Below are 15678 nucleotides of genomic sequence, written 5' to 3' on the forward strand. Positions count from 1 at the left end.
AATCTCACTTTTCTGAAGTGAGGTTTTTTGTAGTAACGAAGTAATAGTGAATAAAACTAATTTTAAAAGTAACCTAAAATCAAACTTTTTATAAAGCAACAGATGCTCGTTCATAATAGTAGTATAATAGTGAATGAGGTGTTAATAGAATGGAAGATAGAACGTTAGGTTTATTACTAGATGTTGTTGGGGAATTATTTTCAGATGAAATTTCAATTGCTGTTTCGAATACGAAAGAATATATTTACTATCGGCCAAGTAAACGAATTGATTTAAAGATTAGTGTCGGGGATCCTATAAAGGAAGGAACGATTGCTCATAAAGCGATGGTGATGAATCAAAAAACCTCTGAGTTTATTAATCGGGATGTTTTTGGTATTCCTTATCATGGAATGGCTGTACCATTTTCAAACAATGGAAAGCTTGAAGGGTGCGTAACGGCAATTTATCCAGCTTTAACGGATGGAAAGTCAGTTGTTACTTTAAAAACAACAGACGGCTGGATTCCGGTTCCTTTTTCAAAGGTTATGTATTTAGAGGCTAAAGATAAAAAGACGTATGTGAATTCAGAAGAGTTATCAGGAACACATAAATACTCTCTGCAAGAATTCGAATACTTGCTTCCGAAAGATTCATTTATTAGATGTCACCGTTCGTTTATTGTAAATGTTAATCATATTAAAGCGATTTATCCTGATACCCATTCTACTTTTGTACTTTCGATGGATAATGGTGAGAGAGTACCAGTTAGTCAATCATACGCTAGTTATTTCCGTAAACTTCTAGGATTCTAAATTTTTCTGCTTTAGAACCTAGATTTGCTGTTCTGTCTGAATTTTCGGCATTGTATACTAAAATCCCTATTTTGATAGTGTTAATGTGTAAAATAATTATGAATATTCAATGAGAGAGGGATTACATATGGAGAACAATTTAGATAGAATCAGAGATCAACATCTAAAAGATCGGGTAGTTACACCTGAAGAAGCAGCTTCCTGGATTCAAAGTGGAATGACTTTAGGCTTAAGTGGGTTTACACGTGCAGGTGATGTAAAAGCAGTCCCATTTGCGCTTGTAAACCGAGTTAAGAATGATGAATCTTTTAAAGTAAATGTTTATACTGGGGCTTCTTTAGGATCGGATGTAGACAAATTATTTGCTGAGGCAGGAATTTTAGGGAAAAGATTACCTTTCCAAGCTGACGCGACTATGCGAAAAGGAATTAATAACGGAGACTTTTTATTTGTGGATCAACACTTGTCTCATACAGCAGAGTTACTCCGTGCTGACGTTCTGGATATAGATTTCGCTATTTTGGAAGCGGTTGCGATTACAGAGGACGGAATGATTATTCCAACCACTTCAATTGGAAATTCCTTAGCGTTTTCCTTAAATGCTAAGTCTATTATTATTGAAATGAATATGGCTCAATCCGCGCAATTAGAGGGGCTACATGATCTATATGAACCAGGTAAACAAGGGGAGAGGCTTCCAATTCCGCTTGTGAAAACAGATGACCGAATTGGAACAATCGGTATTCCAATTGATCCTGAAAAAGTAAAGGGAATTGTGTTTACGAATCAATTGGATTCGCCATCGACAATTGTTCCTCCGGATGAAGAAACTGTTATTATGGCACAGCATTTAATAGAATTCCTTCGAGAAGAAGTCAAAGTAGGCCGATTAACAAATCGTTTAGCGCCGTTACAATCAGGAATTGGTTCAGTGGCTAACGCCGTATTGCATGGAATGTTAGATTCAGAATTTGAAGATTTAGAAGTATATTCCGAGGTTTTACAAGATGCAGTTTTTGATCTTATGGATGCTGGAAAAGTCAATTTTGCTTCTTGTTGTTCTATCACGCTTTCTGAAGAGAAAATGCAACAAGTATTTTCTAACTTTGAAAAATATCGTGACAAATTAATGATGCGTCCACAAGAGATTTCCAATCATCCTGAAATTATTCGTCGCCTTGGATTAATCTCAATTAATACTGCATTAGAATTAGATATATACGGAAATGTTAACTCTACTCACGTTTTAGGTACAAAAATGATGAATGGTATTGGTGGGTCTGGCGATTTTGCAAGAAATGCCCGCCTAGCTATCTTTGTTACTAAATCGATTGCGAAAGGTGGTAACATTTCAAGTATCGTTCCTTTCGTTTCTCATGTAGACCATACTGAACATGATGTAGATGTTATCGTCACTGAACAGGGATATGCCGACTTAAGGGGACTTGCGCCAAGAGAAAGAGTGGAACTTATTATTGAGAATTGTGCACATCCAATGTATCGTGAACAGCTACGAGCTTATTACGAAGAAGCAAAAATAAGAGGTGGACAAACTCCTCATATTTTAGAAAAAGCTTTTTCTTGGCATACGAACTATGCTAAAAATGGAACAATGCTTGAAGCGGTAGTAGAAACTGTATAGGTTTGTATCGTACGAAATAGTAAAACGAATGAGTGAGCTTGAAGATTAAAATTTAGAAAAAGAGAACGCCAACTTTTAGGGATGGCGTTCTTTTTCTTTAAAAAAATTGTTGAAAATCGTACTGATTATAATAAAGATTTATAAAAAATAATTTCTAATTTATGGAAATTAAAGGTTTTTTTGAAGTGCTTTCCGAATCAATTTAGTAGTGTACATATTGAAAGTGAGGAAAAAGAACCATGAAGATAAGAGAAGCATTATTAAGAGAAGCAAATGAATTAAGTGAACTCGCACTACATTCAAAAGCAACGTGGAATTATAGTGAAGAATTCATACTTGCTTGTAAGGAAGATTTAACAATTACGGAAGAGTACATAAAAAATAATTTTGTATATGTTTTAGTAAACGATAATGCGAAGATTGGTTTTTTCTCATTTTTACGTAATGATAAGGCTCTCGATTTCTTGTACATTCATCCTCATTACAAAGGAAAAGGTTACGGGAAAATACTTTGGGAGTATGTAATAGAAAAAGCCAATGAACTAGGATTAAAAAGTTTTACAATTGATAGTGATCCGAATGCAAAAGGATATTACTTGAAAATGGGAGCACAGTTAATAGGAGAGACACCATCAACTGTCTTTAAGGGTCGTTTACTGCCTCTTTTGAAATATGATGTGTAAAACTATTAATAGTAGGGGAAGATTAGAATGGATGATGTAAAGGAAAAAAGAATATATGAAGCACTAATAAAATCGTGGACAATTGAAAACCCAGCAAAGGGACAATGTGGTGTTACAGCTCTTGTCGTTCAAGACATATACGGAGGAGAAATTAAAAAGACAAAAGTAAGAGAGGTATGGCACTTTTATAACTTTATAGATGGGCAGAGATTTGATTTTACAGAGACTCAATTCAATGGGAAATTGAATTATATGGATGAAAAGTCAAATCGGGAAGAAGCATTTGCAGATACAAATGAAAAACAATATAGCATTTTGAAGGGAAAAATAACGAAAGAATTAAAATTATCTTTTGACTCTTAATCTTTAATAAGTTACTATAATGGTGGTAACTTATTAAAGGGAACTTCATAGAGTTGAAAGGGGAAATACTTTTGAAAACAACTTATGTAAACGCTACAATTGTAACGATGAATGAACAAAACGAAGTGATAGAAAATGGATATATCATTGTAGAAAATGATCAAATTATAGATGTAAAGAGCGGAGAATTTGCAAATGATTTTGAAGTAGATGAAGTAATTGACATGAAAGGAAAGTGGGTTTTACCAGGGCTTGTAAATACACATACACACGTTGTAATGAGTCTCCTAAGAGGTATTGGAGATGATATGTTATTACAGCCATGGCTTGAGACGAGAATTTGGCCACTGGAAAGTCAATTTACTCCCCAAATTGCGGTCGCTAGTACGGAATTAGGATTACTTGAGATGGTGAAAAGTGGTACAACATCATTCTCTGACATGTTTAATCCAATTGGAGTAGATCAAGACGCAATTATGGAAACGGTATCAAGGAGCGGGATGCGAGCTGCTGTTTCAAGGACTTTATTTAGCTTCGGAACGAAAGACGATGAAAAGAAAGCGATTGAAGAAGCTGAGAAATATGTGAAGCGTTACTATAACGAAAGTGGCATGTTAACTACGATGGTTGCACCACATAGTCCATATACATGTAGTACAGAATTGTTAGAAGAGTGCGCACGGATTGCAGTAGAGAATCAAACAATGGTTCATATCCACCTTTCTGAAACAGAGCGTGAAGTACGTGATATTGAAGCACAGTACGGAAAACGTCCAGTAGAATATGCAGCGAGCTGCGGATTGTTTAAACGCCCAACAGTTATTGCACACGGTGTAGTATTAAATGATGATGAGCGTGCATTTTTAGCAGAACATGATGTTCGAGTAGCACATAACCCAAATAGTAATTTAAAACTAGGTTCTGGTATAGCGAATGTAAAAGCGATGCTAGAAGCAGGAATAAAAGTAGGAATTGCAACAGATAGTGTTGCATCTAACAATAATTTAGACATGTTTGAAGAAATGCGCATAGCGACTTTATTACAAAAAGGTATTCACCAAGATGCAACAGCATTACCAGTTGAAACAGCTCTTACACTTGCGACTAAAGGGGCTGCAGAAGTAATCGGGATGAAACAAACAGGGTCACTAGAAGCTGGTAAGTGTGCTGATTTTATTACGATTGACCCGTCTAATAAGCCGCATTTACAACCAGCGGATGAAGTGTTATCACACCTTGTATATGCTGCTAGTGGAAAAGATATAAGCGATGTAATTATTAACGGAAAACGTGTCGTTTGGAATGGCGAATGTAAAACGTTAGATGAAGAGCGTATTATATTTGAAGCAAGTCGTTATAAACGAGGTTTACAAAGATAACTTTTTTAGGCTGTGGAGAGAATCTTCTCCACAGCCTATTTCTAATTTGTAAACCTCACTATATTTTTTAAAACTTTGCAACAGAAGTGATAATGCTAATACTACCCAAAAAATTTGATGTTGACGCTAGTTTTAGAGTACATTGATAGTTAGGACATGTATTTATTTTTGGTTTTTAATAAACTTATTGTATTATTGTGTATTAAATGAACTATTAAGGCGATTAAAGGTAAAGCAGCTCCAATGAGTAAAGTTACTTCACTATTAAATTTATAGTAAGTATAACTTCCAATCCATGAACCAAAGGCTCCTCCCAAAAAGAAAATAGTCATATATAATCCATTAAGTCTGTTTCTTATCTCGGGATTCAAACCAAAGATAATTTTTTGACCTAATAATAAATTTCCTGCTACACCAATATCAATGCAGATACCTGAGATAAGAATTAAAATTATGCTAAATAGTGAATGATCTTGAACAAAGAATAATAGTACGATCGATAATAGTACGAGTGCCAATGATACATTAGTCATTGTAAAAATATAACCTTTATCTGCTATTTTACCAATAGTAGGAGTTAATAAAGCTCCAGCAATTGCAACAAAGCCAAATAATGCAATTTCATTATTTGAAAAATGTAATGGCTCTGATCTTAATAAAATTGGAATAGCTGTCCAATAAAGGCTAAATGCAGCAAATAAACATGCGTGATAAAAAGCTCTTTGTTGTAAAGGAGAAGTATTTATTAGTAGCTTTACCATAGAAGTTATTAAATTTGGATATGTCATGTTACTAGTTGAGATAACTTCATAGTTGGGTAAAAATTTTAGAATTAACAGTAATACGGTAACTAGGGTTATTAATGAAAAAAAAATACCATTCTCCAGCTAAACCACTCTGTTATTCCGATAGATAATGGGCGAGCAATCATAATCCCAATCAATAAACCACTCATCACTTTACCCACATATTTACCTGCCTCTTCAATTGGCACGATTCTCATTGTTAGTGGAACTAACATTTGAGCTGCACAGGCCCCAATGCCAATTATAGTTGTTAATAGTAAAAAAATAATTCCGTTTGTCGAAATTAGCGTACCAATTAATGAAAAAATAGTTAACCCGATAAGAATTCCTATTATTTTCTTACTTTTCAATAAATCAGCCATCGGTACGATAAAAAATAACCCCAATCCATACCCAATTTGTGTCAAAGTAGTGAGCAATCCAGATAAATCAGAAGAAATGTTCAGATCTTTTACAATGAATTGTACAATTGGTTGTGCATAATAAATATTTGCAGCAAGTGAACCACAACTAATTGCTAAAATAAATATTAGAAAATTTGTCTTTTTAGTCAATTTTATCATTCCTTTTATTTATTTTGGTACGTTCGTTCCAGAAACTTTAAAAAAGAAAGACTATAGGTCTGCAATAGTCTTATCTACTAGATGATAGGCTGAATTTTTCTCTTTTTTATATTTAGACATTACATTCAAACTATGATTTAAACTTAATAAAGAATATGCAACTAATTCAGTATCAACCTCTTGTGAAATTTCTCCTTTCTTTTTTCCTTCTTCGATAACTTGCTTAAATACTTTTTCAAGTTCATTAAAATCATTTATGAGTATTTCTTCTATGGCAGGGTCAATTTGTCCAATAAGCAGTGAAGAATTAGTTATCATACAACCTTTTGGAATCTCACCTGAATAACATTTTTCAATATGTTGATAAAAAAAGGATTTAAGTGATGCTTTTGTGTTTATACCACTAAAAAGTAAATTTCTCTTTTGAGAGCCATAATTTTTATAATGTTCCAAAACTAGTTTAAATAGTGCATCCTTATCTCCAAAGCTATCGTAGAGAGTAGATCGACTTATACCCATCGTTTCAATAAGATCTGATATATATGTAGCATCATAACCTTTTTCCCAGAATAAATGCATAGCTTTATTTAAAGCGTGTTCTTTGTTAAAACTAATACTTCTACCCAATTTATAACACCTCCATTCATGTAACTTAGTATAAATATTCCGGAACGATAAGTCCAGAATATTCGTCTTAATTTCCGAAAGTTTCGTAAAATATCCGTAAATATTAATTTGGTATTGTGGTATTTAGATGCTATAAAATAGAAAGTATGTATTGAAGCGACAATTAAATTCGATTTTATTGAGGAAAAGTTAAGCTCCTATTAGTTTATATGTTTTTTTCGTTAAAAATCGAAAAGATTCCAAGGTAATCCATATCCTTTTAAAAGGATAGTTTTTTTCTTGAACGAATAAATATTCAAAAGAATGTCGCATCTTTCTGCTAGTATTTCTGCTATAATATATTACGCTTTATAATATTTTATATTTAAGGAGAACAACTCATGAAGCGAAAAAAGAGCCATTTAATGGTAATGGCACTTGTTACATCTTTATTATTAACAGCTTGTAATAATAAAGCGGATAAAAGTGACATAGAGGTTAAAAAACAAGTGTTAAATGTAACAGTATCAGAAGAAATTCCTTCTCTGGACACTGTGAAAACAACAGATGGTACATCAGCACACATTATGCAGAATATATTTGAAGGGTTATATGTATTAAACGATCAAGATCAGCCTACTCCAGCCATAGCAAAATCGTTTAAAAGAAGTGAAGATGGTAAGAAATATACATTTGACTTGCGTAAAGATGCAAAATGGTCAAATGGGGATAATGTAACAGCAAATGATTTTATATTTGCTTGGAAACGTGCAATTAACCCTGAAACAGCCTCTCAATATGCGTCCATGCTCTTTTATGTAAAAAATGCGAAAGAGATCAATAAGGGAACAATGCCTCTTGATGCACTTGGGGTTAAAGCGATAAATAATTATACGTTAGAAGTTGAACTCGAACAGCCAGTTCCGTATTTTTTACAGTTGTTAGCACTACCTATATACTTACCACAGCATGAATCATTTTTGAAAGAACAAGGAAACAATTATGCATTGGAACCTAGTAATCTCATATATAACGGTCCATTTGTATTAGAAAAATGGAAGCATGAACAAGAGTTTCAATTAAAGAAAAATACTACATATTGGGATCGAAAGAAAGTGAAATTAGATGAAATAAACTTTCATATCCTAAAGGATACAATGACAGCTGTAAATTTATATGAAGCCGGAGATTTGGATCGAGTACCTATTAATTCGCAAGTTGTAGACAAGTATAAAGGGAATAAGGAATTACATATGTCGAGTGATCCTGGAATTGCTATGCTTCGTTTTAATGAAAAAAATAACGCGTTAGCAAATAAAAAGGTGCGTCAATCTATTTCATTAGCGTTAAATAAAGATGATTTCGTTGCTCACTTTATTAATAACGGAGCAAAACCTGCAAGTGGACTTGTACCAGTTGGTCATGTAAATGAAGTGACTGGTAAAGATTTTAGAAAAGAAAATGGAGATATTTCCTCATATGATTTGCAAAATGCGAAAAAACTTTGGGAAGAAGCGAAAAAAGAGCTTGGGGTAGAACAAGTAAACCTAGGGTTCTTAACGTTCGAACAAGATAACGCAATACGTATGGCAGAATATATAAAAGGTGATTTAGAGAAGAATTTGCAAGGGTTAACGATACAAATTAAACAACAGCCATTTAAGCAAAAATTACAGTTAGAACAAATAGGTGATTACGATATAACTATGGCAAATTGGGGACCTGACTATAAAGACCCAATTAGTTATTTAGAGTTATTTACGACAGGGAATCCGAATAATAAAATGAATTATTCTAATGTTCGTTACGATGAATTAATAAAGAAAGCGAAAACGGATTTTGTACTAGATACGGAAAAACGATGGGAAGCGTTGCGAGAAGCCGAGCAGGTATTATTAGAAGATGCTGCGGTGGCGCCGCTTTATCATATTGGCTCAGCATATGTACAAAAGGATTATGTAAAAGGAATTGAAAAGCATCAATTTGGTGGTATTTATACTTATAAGAATGCTTATATTGCTAATGAATAAATACAAAAAACCTTACTTTTTAAAAGTAAGGTTTTTTATACATAAATTCTATTAAACTGATTTTAATAAAGCGTAAAAATTCGTATCATATGGGATATCATCTTGATACATATAATTTTTTAGAACGCCTTCTTTTTCAAAACCTAATTTTAATAGTACTTTATTGGAAGCTTCATTTTCAAGAAATACAATTGCTCCAATCCGCTTTAAATGAATCGTATGGAAACCGTATGATATAACCTCAGAAACAGCTTCAGTCGCATAGCCTTTTCCCCAGTGTTCAGGCAAAAAGGCATAACTTATATTGGCTCGTTTATGCTCAGAAGACCAATCGTGAAAACCAATGGTACCGATGAGTTCTTTCTTGTCTTTTAATTCGATTCCCCATTTTATACCGCTTCTTGCATTGTAACTCAACTTAAAGTTATGAATGATTTGTTTCACTTGATCAACATCTTGTAACGGTTTTTGGCCATAATAGCGCAGTACATTAGTATTAGAAAAGCATTGTAGTATACGCGGTGCATCTTCTTCGGTAAGTTCTCTTAAAATAAGTCTTTCAGTTTTTAATAAAGGAAACATATTTTCGCTCCTTTTCACATGAAAATAGAATGTATTTGTTATTATATAATTTAATCTGAAAATAAAGATTATTCAAGGCGTAAGGGAATTATTGTCTGGAAATAGATTATATAATTTATCTTAAAAAGAGTTTATAGGATTAATACAAATAATGAATTGAAAAAGGGTATTCCAAATAAAAATTGGAATACCCTTTTTTCATTACCCTACAAATGTTTGATACAGTAAGAAGATATTTAAAACGATAACGAGAGCAGCAATGATCCAAGCGATAAAGGTTGTTATGCGGTGATTAACGAGCGCACCCATAATTTTTTTATTGCTTGTAAACATAATAAGTGGTACTAATGCAAAAGCAATACCGAATGATAAGACGACTTGGCTCATGACTAGAGCGTATGTTGGATTTACACCTAAAGCGATAATTACTAGTGGTGGAATCATTGTAATAAATCGGCGTAAATATAACGGAATATGCATGCGAATGAAACCTTGCATAATAATATCACCCGACATTGTACCGACAGAAGAGCTAGATAGTCCTGCTGATAAAAGTCCAATTCCAAATAATGCAGCCGATACAGGACCTACTAAATTGGTAAATTGAGTGTAAGCAACATCTAAATCTTCAACGTGCAAGCCATTTTTAAAGAATAGTGCAGCTGCTACAATTAACATACTTGCATTAATTGCTCCAGCAATAACCATTGCAATAATAATATCGATAAATTCGAAACGAAAAATCTTTTTCTTTTGTTCGTCAGTTGTTCCGACCACACGGCGTTGTGTTAATGCAGAATGCAAGTATATTGCATGCGGCATAACTGTCGCACCTAAAATCCCTGCTGCAAGTAATATACTGTCTACACCTTGGAATTTTGGAATAAATAGTCCTGAAAGAAGGGGACTTAATTCTGGTTTTGCATAAAAAACTTGAATCCCAAAAGCAATTACTACAATGAAAATCATTCCTGTAATAATAGCTTCTAGTGGACGAAATCCTCTACGTTGAAATTCAAGGATAATAAATGATCCGGCTGCTGTAATTAAAGCGGCAGGTAGCATGGGGATTCCAAATAGTAAGTAAAGCCCCAATGCAGCTCCAATAAATTCCGCTAAATCTGTAGCCATAATAACTAGTTCACCTTGTATCCATAAGCCGATAGACACAGGCTTTGGAAAGTTTTCACGAGCTATTTCGGGTAAATTGTTTCCTGTAGCAATTCCTAATTTAGCCGATAAAGTTTGGATTAATACAGCCATTAAGTTAGAAGCGAGTATAACCCATAATAGTAAATATCCATATTGTGAACCAGCTGCGATATTTGTAGCAAAGTTGCCAGGATCAATATAAGCAACGGACGCGATAAAAGCGGGTCCTAAAAATGGTAACAGTCTTTTCCAGCCTTTTGTTTCTCCACTTAAAGCTAAGTGAGCTGATTGTACAGTTGTACTTTCAGAAGGGAGATGTTTATCTTTTGTTATATCTTTATTCATAGTAGTTTTCCCCTTTAAAATGTTAACTTGATGAAATTATTGTATTTATTCTTACTCATTATTTCAATACATTTAAATATGTTATGTGATAATTTCATTTGAACACGAAAGTTTCCTTAATGCAAATTATATGCCTTTATGCAATGGATGGTGTGATAATGTAAAATGAATTGGGAGTTTATGGTGTGGTGACATGGGGAAACATAGTGAATTAAAGGGCTGTTTTTGAAATTTATGTGAACATAAAGCTGATAATACAGCATATTAATTGATGGAATTGCAATTGTATGATATATAATATATTGGGATTACAACATAACCATAGTGTTATGATGTGTAATCTTGTTTTTTATTTTTGTTAACTGATAGAAAATAGTATAAAGAAAAGAAAATGGGATTCATTTTCTTATTATATATGTTTTGATATGAACGTTAACTTATACATGATTTTAAAAATTAGATAGGTGGTAGAAATACATTGGCAACTACAAAACCATACAGAGTATTACTATATTACATGTACACAACAATTGAAAACCCAGAAGAATTTGCTGCAGAGCATTTAGAATTTTGTAATTCACTTGAATTAAAAGGAAGAATTCTTGTAGCAAAAGAAGGTATTAACGGAACTTGTTCTGGAACTGTAGAGCAAACAGAGAAATACATGGAAGCAATGAATAATGATCCACGTTTTGATGGTATCGTATTTAAAATAGATGAAGAAGAAGGGCATGCATTCAAGAAAATGCACGTACGTCCTCGTCCAGAATTAGTTACACTTCGTTTAGAAGATGACATTAACCCACACGAAATAACTGGGAAGTATTTAGAGCCAAAAGATTTTTATGAGGCAATGAAACAAGAAGATACAGTTATCATTGATGCACGAAATGATTATGAGTTTGATTTAGGACACTTCAAAGGTGCGATTAAACCTGATATCGAATCATTCCGTGAATTACCAGATTGGATTAGAGAAAACAAAGAAACACTTGAAGGTAAAAAGATTTTAACATACTGTACAGGTGGAATTCGTTGTGAGAAATTCTCTGGTTGGTTAGTTCGTGAAGGTTATGAAGATGTAAGTCAGCTTCACGGCGGAATTGTAACGTACGGAAAAGATCCAGAAGTACAAGGTGAGCTTTGGGATGGACAATGTTACGTGTTTGATGAACGTATCGCTGTTCCAGTAAACCAAAAAGAACATGTTATCGTTGGTAAAGATCACTTTACAGGTGAACCATGTGAGCGCTATGTAAACTGTTCAAATCCAGAATGTAATAAGAAAATTTTATGTTCTGAAGAAAACGAAGCGAAATATTTACGTGCATGTTCTCATGAATGTCGTGTAAGCCCACGTAACCGCTATGTAATACAACATGAATTAACTGAAGAACAAGTAGCTGCTGCATTAGAGAAAATCGAAGCAGGGAAGTAAGCTGAATTCGTATAATAAAAAGGGTACTCCAAGTTTTATTTTGGAGTACCCTTTTTTTATTATCCAGTCCTGTCATTTGTCGTTTTTTGTCGGTAAGTCGATATATTTAAAAAATCGCTGATAAAAATTTCACTTACTGTAGCACACCAAGAATTTGAAAATAACCTTCTTTAGTTTTTATCCTCTTTTTCTTTTACAGCAGACAGTACCGTTTGTTTTACCCAAGCTTTTCTTTGTTTATGCTGTAGACCCCATTGGTATAAACTTTGGGCTCCTAAAATAAGTGAAATGACAATGCCGCTAATCGCAATTAATAGAGCGAAAAATTCAAGAGGTGACGATATTTTGTTTGAATCGGTGTTTCTTAAAAGGTCAATCATAGTAAACCCTAACATTTGGCCCACTACAGAGTAGAGCGTTAAAATTAATAATAAAAGGCTATCTTTTTTAGAGGCGACATTTTCTTGATATTTAAACAAACTATCAAGATTTTGTTTCGCGTTCGAGTATAGAACCTCAATATTAAACAGTTTTCTTAAGCGAAAGAAAATATCTTCACTTTGTGATTGGGATACTAATTCTAAAGAAAAATAATTAGCAGTGAACGAATTGATCGAATAAATTAATTTCTCTATTTCATTAGTATCTTGTTCAATGTTTAGCTCAGCATAGGCGTTTGCCATTTTTAATAAAACAATTTTATGAAATAGGTTTAATAATAAAGCGTAATAAAATTCTCCGAACATTTGACTAGCAAGTTTAGCGATTTCGCGTTCTCCTTCATTTGTTACACATGTAAAAATATGTTCTTCCATTATGAAATAACGATTTGGAGCCCATCTCTGGTAAGCGTGTTTTTTTAAATAGTCATGAATGTAAGGAAGGTTATTTGCACTCACATATGGCTTACCATCACTTGTTAATCCGGAAAGACTAGAAGTACGATAAACATCCACTTCATTAAGTTCCATACCTTCTTTTAGTGACAATAAAGTTTGGACGTACATTCTTTGGTCTTCGAAGAAAGGGAAGGTTTGAAAGTATGAACTTCTTAATCTCTTCTTTTCAAAGAAATCAGTTACACCATGAAATAAATAACCAAAAATGAATTTTTCAACTTGGGAATACTTTTTTCCGTTACATTCAATACAAATAGTCTCATTTGTATCATTTTTAGTTTCAAGTACACGGAAGCGAGCAGCGAATTCGATTGCTTCAGATAAAGTCATGTTTGGAGCAGTGTTTACTTCTGTTCGAATTGTTAAGAAGCCAAGTTCATAAGGACAAAGTGTTACATCAATAGAGTGTATCTTGAATGGGATTGAAATAAGGTTTGTTGTTAAATGTCCAGTTAAGTTAAGGTCCTTTGAATAACGTTGCAAGCCCTTTTGATGCTCTGAGTGAGGAAAGAGAATTTTATTGGTAAATGAAAGATAGTATGCTTCCATATTTTGATGTGAAACTTTAAACTCCCCATAATATGTATTTTCATCATCGAGATGATCGAGCCGAAAAGGACGAAAATCGTTTTTTTGTAAGAAAGGGAACATATTTTGTTCATATCCAGTTTTAAAAGAAAACGGGAATATAAATTGAAATATAGCTGTTGCTACATCTTTTTCCTCAATTGCTTGTATTGCCTCCATCTACATTGTTTCCTTTCCGTATATGCTATAGAAACAACATGCCCAAATTTATTTGAAAATAACCACTGTTTTATACCCGATTGAGAGTGAAAATTCAGCTTATTTAGCAGAGGACATGTATAATGTTATGTATACTAAAAGTTATAAAATTTTATTTTGAAAAGGGGGATGCTGTATGCGGATTTTAGTATTAGGCGCTGGTGGAGTCGGAGGATTTTTTGGTGGCAGATTAGTCGAAAAGGGAGCAGATGTTACATTTCTTGTTCGTAGTAAACGGAAAAAACAATTAGAGGAAAGAGGACTTGTAATCCGAAGTGTTAACGGGGATTTTTCCTTTCAACCGAAATTAATAACGAAAGAAGAGAGAACTTCTCCATTTGATGTCATTTTATTTTCAACAAAAGCGTATCACTTAAACGAGGCAATTCAAGATTTGAAGCCGTTTGTTGGCGAAAATACTGTAATCATTCCATTGTTAAATGGTATCGCTCATTTATCGCTATTACAAAAAGAATTCGGCGAAGAAAAAGTAATTGGCGGTTTATGCTTTATCGAGACGACGTTAAACGATCAAGGAGAAATTGTACAAACTAGCGCTGCCAACAGACTTGTGTTTGGAGAAATTAAGTCTCAAAATTCAGAGAGAGTAAAGCATATTTCTAAAGCATTTGCAGGTACGAAATCTAGTTTTGTTTTAAGTGAAAATATTACGCAAGATATGTGGCATAAATATTTATTTATTACTGTAATGTCCGGTGTGACAACGTTAATGCGTGCACCAATTGGACCAATCCGTGAAAGTGAAGGCGGCCGTGATTTTATCCGTAATGTATTTGAGGAATCTGTACAAATCATGAGAGTATTAGGAGCTCCCGTAAAGGAAAATATTGCCGAGGAACATATGAAAACAATTGATAAAATTTCGTATGATATGAAGTCATCGATGCAACGTGATATGGAGAAGGGTTCGTTTATTGAAGGGAAGCACTTGCAAGGATATTTACTGGATGTAGCAGAGCAATTTTCTATAGCGGCACCATTATTAGGCACTATATATCAAAATTTAAAGGTGTATGAAGAGATGACCTTTAACAGATCTGTAATAGAATTAGATGTATGAAAAAATAAAAAAGATAGCAATATATAAGTGTATTGCTATCTTTTTTATTTTTTTGTATGACAAATTATTTATTTCTTTTCGTTCTATCTGTCAAATTTATTTCCTGTTCACGTTTACCATATAACTGATTAATTTCATTTGCTACTGCATCTAAATATGAATCGGAAAAAATAGGCTTCTTTTCTTTAGACATATGGGTCTCCTTTGCGGATTTTTAATATTCATTATGTATATTTCTCAGCGGATTATGCGCAATCATTTTAATTTTTTTCTTATTAAAAATTTTTGTTTACTTTTTGAAAATAAAGGAGTATTATAATCCACAGTTTCAATTTTCTAAATCGCTGAAACCGCATGGTACGGGGGACCCGTTTTTACGGATTAGTACATAATCCGATGGGGTGAATCCTTGAAAAAGGTAGGGCTACTCATAGGCCCGAATCCGACAGCTAACCTCGTAAGCGTTATATTGAGAAGGAAGGTGGAGCTTGTGCGACAAAAAAAATAATGTCTACAAGTCTATTTCGCT

13 protein-coding genes, 1 pseudogene and 1 riboswitch are annotated in these 15678 nt (G+C 33.5%); of the genes and pseudogenes, 8 read left to right on the forward strand and 6 right to left on the reverse strand.

All coding sequences use genetic code 11. The features are described 5' to 3' along the window. Positions 1 to 149: 149 nt before the first annotated feature. From QCI81_RS23245 to QCI81_RS23265, 5 genes are all read left to right on the forward strand, one after another. Positions 150 to 794, forward strand: a complete 645-nt coding sequence (locus tag QCI81_RS23245; protein WP_000390209.1) for a LytTR family DNA-binding domain-containing protein — start codon at positions 150 to 152, stop codon at positions 792 to 794. Positions 795 to 921: 127 nt separating this feature from the next. Further along, positions 922 to 2436, forward strand: coding sequence for a succinyl-CoA:acetate CoA-transferase ScpC (locus tag QCI81_RS23250; RefSeq protein ID WP_071730943.1), 1515 nt, complete (start codon positions 922 to 924; stop codon positions 2434 to 2436). Between the two features lie 239 nt (positions 2437 to 2675). Continuing rightward, complete coding sequence (locus QCI81_RS23255; RefSeq protein WP_071730944.1) at positions 2676 to 3119, forward strand: GNAT family N-acetyltransferase; 444 nt, start codon at positions 2676 to 2678, stop codon at positions 3117 to 3119. 27 nt (positions 3120 to 3146) lie between these two features. Further along, a complete protein-coding gene (locus QCI81_RS23260) occupies positions 3147 to 3482 on the forward strand; it encodes a YunG family protein (protein WP_071730946.1) in 336 nt (111 codons plus the stop codon). Between the two features lie 53 nt (positions 3483 to 3535). Next, positions 3536 to 4861 carry a bifunctional S-methyl-5'-thioadenosine deaminase/S-adenosylhomocysteine deaminase gene (locus QCI81_RS23265; protein WP_002023818.1) on the forward strand — a complete coding sequence of 442 codons (1326 nt, stop codon included), beginning with the start codon at positions 3536 to 3538 and terminating at the stop codon, positions 4859 to 4861. Between the two features lie 149 nt (positions 4862 to 5010). Here the strand turns inward: QCI81_RS23265 and QCI81_RS23270 are convergent. After that, positions 5011 to 6230, reverse strand: a pseudogene (locus QCI81_RS23270) (MFS transporter). Between the two features lie 51 nt (positions 6231 to 6281). Beyond that, positions 6282 to 6857 (reverse strand): TetR/AcrR family transcriptional regulator, encoded by a 576-nt coding sequence (locus QCI81_RS23275; RefSeq protein ID WP_000533752.1) that lies wholly within the window; start codon positions 6855 to 6857, stop codon positions 6282 to 6284. Positions 6858 to 7237: 380 nt separating this feature from the next. On the opposite strand from QCI81_RS23275, the gene QCI81_RS23280 reads away from it, so the two are divergent. Further along, a complete protein-coding gene (locus tag QCI81_RS23280) occupies positions 7238 to 8866 on the forward strand; it encodes a peptide ABC transporter substrate-binding protein (RefSeq protein WP_071730950.1) in 1629 nt (542 codons plus the stop codon). Positions 8867 to 8917: 51 nt separating this feature from the next. Here the strand turns inward: QCI81_RS23280 and QCI81_RS23285 are convergent, their stop codons facing one another. Both QCI81_RS23285 and QCI81_RS23290 read right to left on the reverse strand, forming a co-directional pair. Beyond that, positions 8918 to 9448, reverse strand: coding sequence for a GNAT family N-acetyltransferase (locus QCI81_RS23285; RefSeq protein WP_000484225.1), 531 nt, complete (start codon positions 9446 to 9448; stop codon positions 8918 to 8920). Between the two features lie 201 nt (positions 9449 to 9649). Continuing rightward, entirely contained in the window at positions 9650 to 10945 is a 1296-nt protein-coding gene (locus QCI81_RS23290; protein WP_023521681.1) for an Nramp family divalent metal transporter, read from the reverse strand. A gap of 478 nt (positions 10946 to 11423) precedes the next feature. Between QCI81_RS23290 and trhO the strand changes: the two genes are divergently transcribed. Then, a complete protein-coding gene (trhO, locus tag QCI81_RS23295; RefSeq protein ID WP_061666774.1) occupies positions 11424 to 12383 on the forward strand; it encodes an oxygen-dependent tRNA uridine(34) hydroxylase TrhO in 960 nt (319 codons plus the stop codon). A gap of 170 nt (positions 12384 to 12553) precedes the next feature. Here the strand turns inward: trhO and QCI81_RS23300 are convergent, their stop codons facing one another. After that, positions 12554 to 14029: a hypothetical protein gene (locus QCI81_RS23300; RefSeq protein ID WP_071730951.1), complete on the reverse strand. Its 1476-nt coding sequence runs from the start codon at positions 14027 to 14029 to the stop codon at positions 12554 to 12556. A 175-nt stretch (positions 14030 to 14204) separates the two neighbouring features. Between QCI81_RS23300 and panE the strand changes: the two genes are divergently transcribed. After that, on the forward strand, positions 14205 to 15149 hold the full coding sequence (panE, locus tag QCI81_RS23305) for a 2-dehydropantoate 2-reductase (RefSeq protein WP_065483178.1): 945 nt from the start codon (positions 14205 to 14207) through the stop codon (positions 15147 to 15149). A gap of 64 nt (positions 15150 to 15213) precedes the next feature. On the opposite strand, the gene QCI81_RS23310 is transcribed toward panE, so the two are convergent. Continuing rightward, positions 15214 to 15342, reverse strand: a complete 129-nt coding sequence (locus QCI81_RS23310) for a hypothetical protein (protein ID WP_000031873.1) — start codon at positions 15340 to 15342, stop codon at positions 15214 to 15216. A gap of 139 nt (positions 15343 to 15481) precedes the next feature. Then, positions 15482 to 15628, forward strand: a riboswitch (cyclic di-AMP (ydaO/yuaA leader). Positions 15629 to 15678: the final 50 nt, after the last annotated feature.

The sequence above is a fragment of the Bacillus cereus group sp. MG20 genome (assembly GCF_040459885.1).
Classification (GTDB): domain Bacteria; phylum Bacillota; class Bacilli; order Bacillales; family Bacillaceae_G; genus Bacillus_A; species Bacillus_A cereus.